The organism is Streptomyces sp. NPDC020681 (assembly GCF_044334895.1).
GTDB lineage: Bacteria > Actinomycetota > Actinomycetes > Streptomycetales > Streptomycetaceae > Streptomyces.
In genome coordinates this window covers 138416-150792 of record NZ_JBIRTX010000008.1, presented here as the reverse complement: position 1 = coordinate 150792, position 12377 = coordinate 138416, and the positions used below count along the sequence as shown (strand labels likewise).

The 12377-nt window shown below is 72.2% G+C and carries 9 protein-coding genes; 5 read left to right on the top strand and 4 right to left on the bottom strand.

Annotation, left to right across the window (positions count from 1 at the left end; all coding sequences use genetic code 11):
- Positions 1 to 4 precede the first annotated feature (4 nt).
- Entirely contained in the window at positions 5 to 553 is a 549-nt protein-coding gene (locus ACH4YL_RS20835) for a TetR/AcrR family transcriptional regulator (RefSeq protein ID WP_398508866.1), read from the bottom strand.
- Between the two features lie 101 nt (positions 554 to 654).
- On the opposite strand from ACH4YL_RS20835, the gene ACH4YL_RS20830 reads away from it, so the two are divergent.
- Together ACH4YL_RS20830 and ACH4YL_RS20825 are read left to right on the top strand one after the other, a co-directional pair.
- On the top strand, positions 655 to 1521 hold the full coding sequence (locus ACH4YL_RS20830; RefSeq protein ID WP_398508865.1) for a hypothetical protein: 867 nt from the start codon (positions 655 to 657) through the stop codon (positions 1519 to 1521).
- Between the two features lie 198 nt (positions 1522 to 1719).
- Positions 1720 to 2469, top strand: a complete 750-nt coding sequence (locus ACH4YL_RS20825; protein ID WP_398508864.1) for an HNH endonuclease family protein — start codon at positions 1720 to 1722, stop codon at positions 2467 to 2469.
- 54 nt (positions 2470 to 2523) lie between these two features.
- On the opposite strand, the gene ACH4YL_RS20820 is transcribed toward ACH4YL_RS20825, so the two are convergent.
- Positions 2524 to 3330: a hypothetical protein gene (locus ACH4YL_RS20820; protein WP_398508863.1), complete on the bottom strand. Its 807-nt coding sequence runs from the start codon at positions 3328 to 3330 to the stop codon at positions 2524 to 2526.
- A 210-nt stretch (positions 3331 to 3540) separates the two neighbouring features.
- Here ACH4YL_RS20820 and ACH4YL_RS20815 point away from each other — a divergent pair, with 210 nt between their 5' ends.
- The 3 genes from ACH4YL_RS20815 (at position 3541) to ACH4YL_RS20805 (ending at position 7818) form a co-directional block, all read left to right on the top strand.
- Positions 3541 to 5661 (top strand): N-6 DNA methylase, encoded by a 2121-nt coding sequence (locus ACH4YL_RS20815; RefSeq protein WP_398508862.1) that lies wholly within the window; start codon positions 3541 to 3543, stop codon positions 5659 to 5661.
- 67 nt (positions 5662 to 5728) lie between these two features.
- Entirely contained in the window at positions 5729 to 6295 is a 567-nt protein-coding gene (locus tag ACH4YL_RS20810) for a hypothetical protein (RefSeq protein WP_398508861.1), read from the top strand.
- Positions 6292 to 7818: a serine/threonine-protein kinase gene (locus ACH4YL_RS20805; protein WP_398508860.1), complete on the top strand. Its 1527-nt coding sequence runs from the start codon at positions 6292 to 6294 to the stop codon at positions 7816 to 7818. The genes ACH4YL_RS20810 and ACH4YL_RS20805 overlap by 4 nt, the downstream gene beginning before the upstream one ends.
- 12 nt (positions 7819 to 7830) lie before the next feature.
- Here ACH4YL_RS20805 and ACH4YL_RS20800 read toward each other — a convergent pair whose 3' ends face one another.
- The gene (locus ACH4YL_RS20800; RefSeq protein ID WP_398508859.1) at positions 7831 to 8760 is read right to left on the bottom strand and encodes a class I SAM-dependent methyltransferase; all 930 of its coding nucleotides are present in this window, start codon (positions 8758 to 8760) and stop codon (positions 7831 to 7833) included.
- A gap of 191 nt (positions 8761 to 8951) precedes the next feature.
- On the bottom strand, positions 8952 to 12368 hold the full coding sequence (locus ACH4YL_RS20795) for a LamG-like jellyroll fold domain-containing protein (RefSeq protein ID WP_398508858.1): 3417 nt from the start codon (positions 12366 to 12368) through the stop codon (positions 8952 to 8954).
- Between the last annotated feature and the right edge of the window lie 9 nt (positions 12369 to 12377).

The window sequence follows — 12377 nt, the reverse complement described above, 5'->3', positions numbered from 1 at the left end:
GCTGTCAGCGGCCGAACATGACCTCCGCGAACGCCCGGAACGCTTCCTCCGGGTCCCGGCCGTCCAGGGTCCGGTCCAGGCTGTGGGTGAGCAGCAGCGTCGCGAAGCCGTGGGCCATGGACCAGGCGGCCAGGAAGGCCGTGTCCGGGTCCGCGGACTTCGACGCGACCGCGGTACGGAGCAGGGACCGCGTGCGGTCCCTCGCCGCGAGGAGGTCCGGGTCGTCCGGGCGGAGGAGTTCCGGGCGGAACATCACCTGGAAGTGCGCGGGGTGCCCGACGGCGAAGCGGACGTAGTTGAGGCCCATGCCGCGCAGGTCGGATGCCTCGGCGAGGGTCGTGCCCAGGAGGTCGAAACCCTCCACCGCGATCGCGGTGAGCAGGCCCGCGCGGTCCTTGAAGTGGTGGGCCGGGGCCGCGTGGGAGACGCCGGCACGGCGGGCCAGGTCGCGCAGGCTCAGGGCCGACGGGCCTTCGGCGGAGATCACGTCGAGGGCGGCGGTGAGGACGGCCCGGCGCAGATCGCCGTGGTGGTAGGTGCGCTCACTGGTCATGGTCAGCAGACTACGCGGAATCTAGTCATTGACAAGTTTGTCGGACGGGCGCAATCTTGTCAGTGGCAAGATAAGGGTGGATGCGAGGAAGGAATTCAGTCATGGGCGAGGACTTCGGGCGCGTACGGCAGATGTGGCATCTCCTGGAGCCGCTGCACGCGGTCGTCTACTACGCGCCGGAGGTGTTCGAGGAGTTCGCCGCGCTGGGGTACGGCACCGGTGAGCGCTGGCCGACGTACTTCCCGCTGCGCGCCGCACCCCTCGGAGCGCCCGGCGCCCGGCAGGTCGCCTCCGCCTTCTACAGCTTCAGCCCGCGCAAGGTCGCCGAACACGTCCCGGCCGCCTGGGACATCGCCTCGCCGGACGCGGTGCTCGCCGCCCGGCTGCGAGGAATCGGCCGGGCGTACCGCGCGATCTTCGGCGAGAAGGCCGCGAGTGCGGAGATCACCGAAGCCGCCGTGCTCGCGCGCAGGGCCGCCGAGGCCCTGGACACCGCGGGCCGGCCGCTCGCCGCGGCCAACGCCGCGCTGCCGTGGCCCGACGAGCCGCATCTCGTCCTCTGGCAGGCCGCGTCCATCCTGCGTGAGCACCGTGGCGACGGGCATGTCGCCGCGCTGCTGACCGCCGGGCTCGATCCTGCCGAGGCGCTGGTCTCCTTCGCGGCCGTCGGTGCGGCTCCGGAAGAGACCTTCGCGAGTCGCGGGTGGAGCGAGGCCGAATGGGCCGACGCGCGCGAACGGCTGGTCAAACGCGGGGTGTTGGACGCCGGCGGAGCGGTCACCGACGCCGGGCGGGCGCTGCGGGCCGAGGTCGAGCGACGTACGGACGAGCTGGCAGCGGCACCCTGGACGGCGCTCGGCGACGCGGACCGAGACCGGCTCGCCGAGCTGCTCGGGCCCTTCTGGGTCGAGGTGCTGGGCTCGGGGCTGATGCCCCGCGAGAACACCCTCGGCATCGGCAAGATCTGAAACACCGCCCGCGGGGGCCGGCTCGGCTCCGCGGGCGGTGCTTGTGCGTAGGTGTGTCTCTGTATGCGTATCGCTGTTTCGCTCCTCGATTGAGGTGGATTGCAGACACTTCCGACGTTACGCGCACCCGTCGGCATCCGCACGCGCTCCGCCATATGGGCTGACTCGTACTGGACTTGGAGTCAGTAAGGTACGGGCGTGAACAGACTCGGGGAACGAATATCGCTCGTCCTGGCGGCAGGCCTCACCGCGGCCGTGCTCACCGGATGCGACGGCGGCGCACTGTCCAGTGACGGTGCTGCCAGGACTTCCGGCAGCGGCACCAGTCCGCTCGCCAACCCCGACGGCACCAAACCCGGTCTCGCCGCCATCACCTCCGACCAGGACCGCGCCGCCGCCCGCCAGTTGATCGAGAAGGTGGCCACCAAAGGCCGCGGGCCCAAGACCGGCTACGAGCGCGACCGCTTCGGGTACGCCTGGATGGACAGTGCTGACGGCGTACCGCTCGCCCGCAACGGCTGCGACACCAGGAACGACCTGCTCGCACGCGACGGCAAGGCGCTGCGCTACCGCTCCGGCTCCGACTGCGTCGTCATCGCGATGACCCTCGACGACCCGTACACCGGCACGGTCATCGACTGGCGCAAGCAGAAGGCGTCCGCCGTGCAGATCGACCACGTCGTGCCGCTCTCGTACGGCTGGCAGCTGGGCGCGGCCCGCTGGGACAAGGAGAAGCGGCAGCAGTTCGCCAACGACCCGCTGAATCTGCTGCCCGTGGACGGGCGGACCAACAGCTCGAAGAGCGACTCGGGACCGGCGTCCTGGCTCCCGCCGGACAAGCGGATCCGCTGCTCCTACGCCGTACGCGTCTCGCAGGTGGCCCTCAAGTACGAACTGCCGGTGACGCCGCCGGACAAGAAGGCGCTCCTCGCGCAGTGCGGCGGCTGATCCGGGGCAGCAGGCCGCCCGTCCCTGGGCGGCCCGTCTCTTTGTGCGGCGTCACTACTGGCCGAGCTCGTCCAGGTCGAGGATGTCCTTGGCCGCGGGCCTCTTCGCACCGACCGGCTCGTTGAACTTGGAGAAGGTGAATGTGCCCGGCTCGTCGCCGCCCACCTGCTCGAACTTCAGCAGATACGGCTGGCCTTCCGCGGCGACGTACAGCGTGTAGGTGGCATCCCCGTCCGACTCGGTGAGCTTCAGCGCCTTGTGGCCGTCGACCGTGGCCTCACCGGCCCGGCGGGCGGCGTTGTCGTTGGCCTCCAGTTCCGCCAGCAGGCTGTTGAGATCGCAGAGTTCAAGGCTCTCCTTGGAGTCGGGGTCCGAGACGTCGGTCTCCACCCAGCGGCCCTTCAGCATCTTCAGCACGGCCTCCGTCTCCTCGGCCGGCTCGCCCTTGCCCTGCTCGCGCAGGAAGGCTTCGTCGAAGCGCATATAGGCGGTCTTGCCGGTCTTGATCAGCTCGGCGGTTCCGGTCGCGCCGAGGGACAGCGTGCCGGCGCACTCGCCCTTGGTGTTGATGGACAGACGGCCCTTGGTGGGGCCGTCGGCCGACTTCAGAGCGATGTCGAGGGTCAGGGATGTGGCCGTCTTGGTGGCTCTGACCGCCTTGTTGACGACGTCGGGGCCGGACTGGCCGGCGAACGGCTCGCTCCCGGACGCCGATCCTCCCTTTGCCTTCGCGGTGCTCTTCGAGCTCTTCGAGGGCTTGGCGTCATCGTCGAGCGGGCCGCAAGCAGCGCCGCCGAGCGCGAGGGCGGCGGTCAGCACGGCGACTGCGGTACGTCGGCGGGCGGAAATGGTGGCAGACATGGCGGCCTTCCCCTGGGCGTGGAGTGTGGTCGGGGTTTGTCGAGAACCGTTTGTCGAGAACCCCGTATGGCGACGAGTCAATAAGAGCAGAGCCTGTGAACCGAGTCAACAAGGAGTTTGGGACCGGAGCTAACTCACACTGTGAAGAGGGCGCTCTTGCTCGCGCCGGTATGCTCAGGGCCACAGCAGGCGGATGAAGGAGTCAGCCAGGTGCCGGAGAACGCAAGCGAGGTGACGGCCGCCGGAATCGCCCGGCTGGCAGGCGTCGGACGGGCCGCGGTCAGTAACTGGCGGCGTCGGCACCCCGACTTCCCCCGGCCCGTCGGCGGCACCGAGGCCAGCCCCTCGTTCGCGCTCTCCGAGGTCGAGCAGTGGCTCCGCGACCAGGGCAAGCTCGCCGTAGTCCCGCTGCGTGAACGGGTCTGGCAGCAGATCGCCGACCATCCGGCGGGCGCGGCCACCGCGTTGATCCAGGCCGGGTGCGCGCTGCTGCTAGTACAGGAGCGGCCGAGCCTCTGGCGGGAGCTGACGGCACAGCCGGACGAGCGGATGGCCGAGTTGCTGCCGACGGCGCTGGAGCAGGTCCTGACAGCACGCTTCGGCGACGAACGCGTACGGCGGGAGAGCCACGAAGGCCGGGACGGTCCGGAGAGCCGGGAGAGCGAGCCGCTGCGCAGCCTGAGGAGCGGCCTGCGGGGCGGAGCCCCGGCAAGGACCGCCGTCGTGCCGCTCCTGCGTGCCGTCGGCGAGCTGTCCAAGGAACTCGTCGGCGCCTCCCAGGCCTTCGAGTTCCTGCTCGGCCGGTTCTTCGACGCCAACCCGCGCCAGTACACGCTGACCCCGCCCGCGCCCGCCCAGCTGATGGCCGCGCTCGCCGGACCTGCGCAGACCGTGCTCGACCCGGCCGCCGGCACCGGCGCGCTGCTGCGTGCCGCCGAGCGCCCGGCCACGCTGTACGCACAGGACTCCGACCCCGACCTGGCCGCTCTCACAGCACTGCGTCTGGCCCTGCACTCCGACGCCGCTGTGCGCTCCCGCTCCGGCGACACCCTGCGCGCCGACGCCTTCCAGGGGGCAGCCGTCGACGCCGTGCTCTGCCACCCGCCGTTCAACGAGCGCAACTGGGGCCACGACGAACTCGCCTACGACCCGCGCTGGGAGTACGGCTTCCCGGCACGCACCGAGTCCGAACTGGCCTGGGTCCAGCACGCCTTGGCCCGTCTGCGGCCCGGCGGCACCGCCGTCGTGCTGATGCCGCCGGCCGCCGCGTCGCGCCGCTCCGGCCGCCGTATCCGCGCCGGGCTGCTGCGCCGTGGAGCGCTGCGGGCCGTCGTCGCGCTGCCCGCCGGCGCCGCACCGCCGTACGGCATCCCGCTGCACCTCTGGGTGCTGCGCAGGCCCGACGCGAGCCAGCCGGCCGTGCCCGAACTGCTGCTCGTGGACACCGCCGAGCCTGCCGGGGCGGGCGCCCAGGGCGGTGGCCGCGACAGGCTCGACTGGCAGGCCGTGCAGGCCGCCGTGCTCGACGCCTGGCGGCCCTTCGACCAGCGCGGCACGGTCGACGAACGCCCGGGCGTCAGCCGGTCCGTGCCGGTCATCGAACTCCTCGACGACGAGGTGGACCTGGCCCCGGCCCGGCATGTGCGGCCGCCCGCCGCGGGCGGCGACGCCGACGAGCTGGAGCGGGTACGGGAGCGGCTCACCGACACGCTCCGGCTGGCCGGCGAACTCACTCCGGCGGCCGCCGGACATGCCCCGCCCGCGCCCTGGCCCGCCACCACCGTCGGCGAACTCGCCCGCGCGGGCGCGCTGGTGCTCCGCGCGGGCGGCTCGGGCGCGACATCCGGCGCACCCGTGCCCGTACTCACCGAACAGGACGTCCTCGCCGGCACGGCTCCTTCGGGCACGCTGCCGGAAGGCCCGGACGAGGAACCCGTACGCGTCGAGGTGGGCGATGTCGTCGTGCCCGTGCTCGGCGGCGGCCTGGCCGTACGTGTCGTGGAGGAGGCGACCGCGGGCGCGGCGCTCGGCCGCAATCTCCAGCTGCTGCATCCCGACCCGGCCGCGCTCGACTCCTGGTTCCTCGCCGGCTTTCTGCGCGGCACCGCCAACAACCGGCAGGCCAGCAGCTATGCGTCCACCGCGACTCGGCTCGACGTACGCAGGCTCCAGCTGCCGCGGCTGCCGCTCGCCGACCAGCGGCGGTACGGCGAACGCTTCCGTGCGCTCGCCGCGTTCGAGGACGCGCTGCGGCTGGCCGGACGGCTCGGCGAGCAGTTGGTGCAGGGCCTGTACGACGGGCTGACGGACGGAACCGTCCGACCCGAGTGACGCCCCGGGTGACGGTGTATACGCTCATGCCCTGATCTGCCTCGTCCCCAGGCCCCCAGGAGCAGCAATGCACGGCCACGGCTATGGCCCGCCGCAGCCCACGCGACCGTCGACCGCCGTACTCGTCACGGTCCGCGTGCTCTGCGTGGGTCTCGCGCTGCTGACCTTCGGCCTGCTCGCCTGGGGCACGATGCTGCGGATCGCGATCATGCGCCGACGCCGTCTCGACTGGGTGCTGTTCTGGATCAGCCTTGCGCTGGCGATCGCCGCGTTCGTGATCATCGGCGAGTTCGCGGAGGACGAGACGACGGCCGTCGACTTTGTGTTCCTGCCGCTGCTGCTCGGGCTGGCGATCGGCGTTCCCATCCACTATCTGGTGGCGGACATACGCCACTACCAGAAGCCGCGCCCGGCCGCCTGGAGCCCCGCGCCCTCGCCGTACACGGCGCCGACCGTGCCGTACGGCATGCCGCCGCAAGCCCCGCAGACACCTCCTGGTTACGGCTACCCGCCCGTACCACCGCAGCCGCAGCCCACGGCCCACCCGCCGCAGCCCCGGATCGACCAGGTCCGCGCCGAGCTCGACGAGCTCAGCGACTACCTCCGCAGAGACCGCGGGGAGCAGGACCGGTGAACGGACGCGTCATCGCGGGCCGTTACGAGCTCTCGGCTGTCATCGGCCAGGGCGGCATGGGCCAGGTCTGGACGGCGTACGACAACCGGCTCGACCGTCGGGTCGCCGTCAAACTGCTCCGCCCGGACCACATGGCCGCCGCCACCGCCGCCGCCGAGATGCGCCGCCGCTTCGTCCGCGAGTGCCGGGTGACCGCGCAGGTCTCGCATCCGGGCCTGGTCACCGTCCACGACGCGGGCAACGACGACGACGACCTCTATCTGGTGATGCAGTACGTCGAGGGCGCGGACCTCGCCGACCATCTCGCCGAGCACGAGCCCTATCCGTGGCCCTGGGCCGTCGCCGTGGCCGCCCAGCTGTGCGCGGTGCTCGCGGCCGTGCATGCCGTGCCGATCGTGCACCGCGACCTCAAGCCGCGGAATGTGATGGTGAAGCCCGACGGCACGGTCACCGTCCTCGACCTGGGCGTCGCCTCCGTCATCGACACCGACACGACCCGCCTCACCCACACCGGATCGCCGATCGGCAGCCCGGCCTACATGGCTCCCGAGCAGGCGATGGGCGGCGCGGTCGGCCCGTACACCGATCTGTACGCGCTCGGCGTGCTGCTGCACGAACTGCTCAGCGGGAACGTGCCGTTCGTCGGCTCCACCGCGCTCGGCGTGCTCCACCGCCATCTGTACGAGCCGCCGCTCCCGGTCCGCCGGCTGCGGCCGGAGATACCCGAGCCGCTCGAAGCGCTCGTCCTGCGGCTGCTCGCCAAGGACCCGCAGCACCGGCCGTCCGACGCGCAGGAGGTGTACGAGGCGCTCGTGCCGCTGCTGCCGGTGCGCGGTGCGGTCGGCGGCGGTCCGCTGGATCCGACCCGCCCGTTCCTGCGCCCGCACGCTCCCTGGCCGGACCGCGTCGCGGCCCCGCCGCCCGTCGTGCCGCCGCAGCCGCCCTCCGCGCCGCGGCCCGATGTCGCGGCCGCCGTCGACGAGGTCAAGCGGCTGCTCGGCGAAGGCAGCATCACGCAGGCCGTGGACATCCTGGGCGGCATCCTTCCGGCGGCCGCCGCCGAGCACGGCGAGCACTCCCCGGTCGTCCGGATCCTGCGCAAGCAGTACGCGACGACGCTGATGGACGACGGCCAGTACCGCCGCGCGCTGCCCGAGCTGCGCCGGCTCGCCGAGGACCGGACCGCGGAGGCGGGCCCCGCCGATCCGCAGACGCTCCAGTTCCGCTACGACACCGCGCTGTGCCTGGAGCAGCTCGGCGAGGCCGCCGCGGCGCTCGCGGAGTACCGGGCCGTCCTGCCGCACTTCGAGAACCACCAGTCCGGCGGCGCGGACCCGGCCCGCGCCTTCGACGTGCGCCACCGCATCGGCAATCTGCTGCTCGCGGTCGGCGACCACACGGGCGCGCGGCATCAGTTGCAGGCCCTGCTCTACGACACGGAGCGCGTGTACGGGCCGTACCACCAGCTGCCGGTCGAGCTGCGTCGTGCGCTCGACCGGCAGCGGCAGTTCCACAACGGGTGAAAGCGCGGGCGGTCAGCCGGCCCGCAGATACGCCGAGGTCGACACCCGCCCCAGCATGGTCAGCCGCGACGTGCCGGCCGCCAGATGCTTGTCCAGCGCGTCCTGCACTCCGGGCCAGGCCTTGTCGCCGTAGTCGTCGAGCACCACGATCCCGCCCGGGGCGACGATCTTCTCGACCCACTCGAGGTCGGCCTTCACGCCGTCCATGGAGTGGTCGCCGTCCACGATGATCACGCCGTACTCGCGGTCCGAGACGGCGTCACGCACCTCGTCGTCGCCCGAGAAGCCCTGCTGGATCCGGGCGTCGATCACGGTGCCGACGCCGCCGAGCGCCAGGTTGGCGCGTACGACGTCCTCGCGGACCGGCGTGCCGGTGGGGTCCTTGTACTCCGACACGGTGCCGGGCTGCAGCTGGGAGCCCGCGAGCGGATCCACGATGGTCAGGTTCGGCTCGACCCCGGAGCGGTGCAGCATCCGCATCAGCCCGGCGGCGAACATGCCGTACAGCGTGCCGATTTCGAGGACATTGCCGTTCGGCGGGGCGAGGAGCGGCACCGTGGCGAGTTTTCCGCACACGTTGGAGGTGGACCCGGCCAGCCTGCCCACGCCGAGCGACTCCAGGGCGATCACCGTGCGGTAGGCGACGGTGACATTGCGCAGGGCGTGGTCGCTGCCGTCCGCCACACCCTGTATCTGCCGCGCGAGGGTGTCGATCTGGGCGGCGGTGGGCATGCGGTGGCCGCTTCGGCCCGTCGAGTCGACGAGCAGGCTGAGTCCGTACTGCGGGCTCTTGAGAGTGGCCACTTGTTGCTTCAGAGCGTCGAGATCGCTCTGCAAGCTCTGGGTGGAGCGCTTCACCTGCTGCTCGATGCGCCGTTCGATCAAGGCGAGTGCCGGGCTCAGGACCCGCTTCGCCACACGGTTCCGAAGGAGAGGGGACATGCGGGGACGCTACGCCCGGGAGGCCGCGCGGCGGGCCAAGGCCGGATGGTTCGTAGATGAAGTCCTGATGACCCGGCGGGGGCGGAGCTGTGAAGTTGTCACGGCGGAACGCCTGCTACCGGGGCGAATGCGCAGTGGACGCGGTGCAGACGCCGGACGGGGAAAAACCCGTCCGGCGTCTGCGACAGGCACTACATCCGGGCGTAGGCCCCTGTCGTCACCGTCTCGAACGGCAGCCGGACCGTCGTCGCCGTCCCGGTGTCCGCGTTCGAGGACCGCAGCGAGGTCAGCTCCGCCTCGCTCAGCGCCCGCCGCACCAGCCGGAACTCGTCCATCGAGCCCTTGAAGTGCTCCAGGCCGTCCGGCCGCGTCCCCAGCCGGATGCCGGACACCGCGAAGCTGTCGCCGTACGTCACCGATCCGGCCGGGACCGGTGCGTCGTCCAGGCTCTGCCCGTCCACCGACAGCGACAGCACGCCCCCGGACCGCTTCAGCACCACGTGGTGCCAGGCCCCGTCGCCGAAGCCGGCGGACACACCGCCGTCGGCGGCGTACAGCATGGTCGTGGCGGTGTCCGTCTGCACCAGCGCGGCGAGCCGGTCCTGCCCGGGCTGGGCCCGCAGCCACACCTGCCGCTCCGCGGCGCCCATTCCGTACGCCCACAGAATCACCTGGCTGCCCGTGGTCGGGCTCGCGGTGTACTTCAGCCAGGTCGCGACGGTGAAGTCACCGCCGCCCAGCGCCTCCTCCGCGCCGTACGGCAGCTCCACGCCGTCGTCCGTGCCGTCGAACGGCAGGCCCGAGCCGAACCGGCCGCCGCCCTGCCAGTGCGAGGGCTGGGTCCCGCCGCGTACGAAGGCGTGGTTGCAGTGCGCGGACGAGTCCGGGGTCGCGGGCCCGGCGGCGGGCCGCGCGACCGGGTGGACCTCGGTGTGACCGCCCTCCATGGACCACCACAGCACGGCCGGGTCGGCCGGATAGCCGCCGGTCGAACCGGCCGCGGACTGCGCGACCTTGAGCAGTTCGGCGTCCGTGAGCGCCCGGCGGTGCAGCCGGAAGTCGTCGAGCCGGCCGGTGAGGATGTCGAGGCTGCCGGGCTTGGAGCCGATACGGACGCCTTCCGGGTTCGCCGCCGTGGTCAGCGAGCCGGTCAGCCCGGTGGCCTCGGCCGCGGGTGCCCCGTCCACGCTCACCCGCAGTGTGTTGCCGCTGCGGCTGACGGCCAGCAGATGCCACGCGCCGTCGCCGTAAGCGACCGACGTCCCGGTGTCCGGCAGCGCGATCTGCACCGGGCCCGACGCGGTCTCGGCGAAGGCGTACAGCCGGTCCTGCGCCGGCTGCGCCCGCACCCACAGCGACGGTTGCCCGGAGGCGGAGCCGTACGCCCACATCAGCGCCGACTGCGCGGTGGCCGCGGTCGCCGAGTGCGAGAACCAGAGCGTGTACGTGAAGTCGTCGTCTCCGACGTCGAGCGTCGGGACGTACGGGACCTCGACGCCGGGCCTGGTCGCTCCGACCGTGATCGCGCCCCTGCCGATCCGGCCCGCGGTCTCCGGCGGCAGCCCGCCGAGCAGGGTGCCGTCGGCGCAGTGGCCCGACACGTCGTCCTCGACGCCGACCTGGGTGAGCGCGGGCACCTCGGCCGTGTCGACCACCTGGAACGGCAGCCGCACGGACTGGGTGGCCTCGGCGTCCGGCGCGCTGTTCGCCGTGCGCAGCGCGGAGAGCTGAGCATCCGTCAGTGCTGTGCGGTGGACCCGGAATTCGTCGATGGAGCCGGTGAAGGGATCGCCCGCCGAGGAGTCCGGCTTCGCGCCGATGCGGATGCCTTCCACACCTTTGGCGCGCGAGTCGGTCAGCGAGCCGGTCACGCCGGTGGCGAGTGCGGGGACACCGCCGTCCACCGACAGCGTGAGCTGCCCGGCGGAGCGCACGAGCGACAACTGGTGCCACGCGCCGTCTCCGTACGCCGTCGAAGCGCCCGGGTCGGTCAGCGGAATGCCGACCGCGCCCGTGTCGGTCTCCGCCCATGCGAGGAGCCGATCCTGCGCGGGCTGCGCCCGCACCCACAGTTGCGGCTTGCCCGAGCCGAAGCCGTAGGCCCACATCAGCGCCTGCTGCGGGCTGCTCGTGGTCGCCGAGTAGCGGAAGAAGAAGGAGTACGTGACATCACCGGCGCCCGGGTCGAGCGACGGCGTGTACGGAAGGCTCGCGTGGTCGCCCGCCTTGTCCAGCACCAGACCCTGGCCGAAGCGGCCCGGCCCGAGGGACGAACTGCCCGCCAGGTAGGCGTCGTTGGCCTCCGGGTCGGAGTCGGGCGTGGTCGGTCCGGCAGCCGGTGACGGCTGGGGACGGACGGCTCCGGTGAATGTGCCGGGCACGCCGACCGAGCCGGGAGTGAACCGGTTGAAGTAGAGGCTCGCGGCGGAGAAGTCCGCACCGCCCTCGTAGATCAGGCCGATCTGTCCGTCGCCGAGCTCGGCCATGTCCGAGTAGCCCGCGCGCTTGTCGTTGATCAGTCCGGCCGACGCGACGCGCCAGGTCGTGCCGCGGTCCATGGAGTAACGGATGCGCATGGACTGCCGGTTGGTGGGATGCGACGGTGCGGCGAAGACGAGCGTGTCGCCCGGTGTCGCGCGATAGGTCTGGCGCAGCGCCAGCACCGAGCCCTGCACCTGCGGCGAGACGAGGCCGGGGACGATCCGCTGCTTGGGCACGGTCGTGCCGCCGTCGGTGCTCACCGCGTGGGTGCGGTGACCGGCGGCCGTGTTGTTGCGGGCGGCGATGTAGAGGCCGCCGTCGTCGAGTTCGGCCACCGCGGGCTCGCCGGGCAGCAGCACGTCCTTCTCGTAGGTGTTCTCGGTGGCGGAAGTCTTCCAGGTGTCGCCGTGGTCGTCGCTGTAGAGCACGCCGACGTACTGCGTGGTGGGGGTGGGGCTCTCGTACGCGCCGACCACCAGGCGGCCCTTGGCGCTGCCGTTCCTGAGCTGGACGCCGTGCGCGGGCCCGGTGCCGTACCAGCCCTTGTCGGCGCCGCTGAACCGGGGCAGCGCAGTCGGCGCGGAGAAGCTGAGTCCGTCGTCCTTGCTCCGCTGCAGCCAGGGCAGCCGCTTGCCGCCGGGCTCGCCGGTCGAAGGCTCGGACGTGGAGAGCAGGAACACCTCGCCGGTCGTCTCGTCGGCGACGGGCGTGGCGTTGCCGCGGGTGTAGGGGGCGTGCGGATCGGCCGGGCTGCCGGCGAGCGCGACGCGCACCGGGCCCCAGGTGCGGCCGTCGTTGGTGGAACGGCGTACCACGACGTCGATCGAGCCACGGTCCGCGCAGGTCGGCGACTTGCGGCCCTCGGCGAAGGCCAGCAGGGTGCCCGCCTTGGTGCGGACGAGGGAGGGGATGCGGAAGCAGCCGTAGCCGGCGGTGCCGGACCGGAAGAGGATCTGCTCGTCGCCGGTCAGGGCGTCCGCCGACTTCTGGGTGCCGCTCGCGGCGGCGGGCGGTGCGGTGACGACCGGGGCGGCGGTGGCCGCCAGCAGAAGGCTCAGACCGGCGACGGCAGGTCTGAGCCGGGTGCGTATACGCGTGCGTACGAGTGCCTCAGGGGTGGGAGCCACAGGGCTGGA

Excerpts from the sequence above, each read along its gene's own strand:
- ACH4YL_RS20835 (WP_398508866.1), bottom strand. The coding sequence starts at position 553 with ATGACCAGTGAGCGCACCTACCACCACGGCGATCTGCGCCGGGCCGTC.
- ACH4YL_RS20830 (WP_398508865.1), top strand. The coding sequence starts at position 655 with ATGGGCGAGGACTTCGGGCGCGTACGGCAGATGTGGCATCTCCTGGAG.
- ACH4YL_RS20820 (WP_398508863.1), bottom strand. The coding sequence starts at position 3,330 with ATGTCTGCCACCATTTCCGCCCGCCGACGTACCGCAGTCGCCGTGCTG.
- ACH4YL_RS20810 (WP_398508861.1), top strand. The coding sequence starts at position 5,729 with ATGCACGGCCACGGCTATGGCCCGCCGCAGCCCACGCGACCGTCGACC.
- ACH4YL_RS20800 (WP_398508859.1), bottom strand. The coding sequence starts at position 8,760 with ATGTCCCCTCTCCTTCGGAACCGTGTGGCGAAGCGGGTCCTGAGCCCG.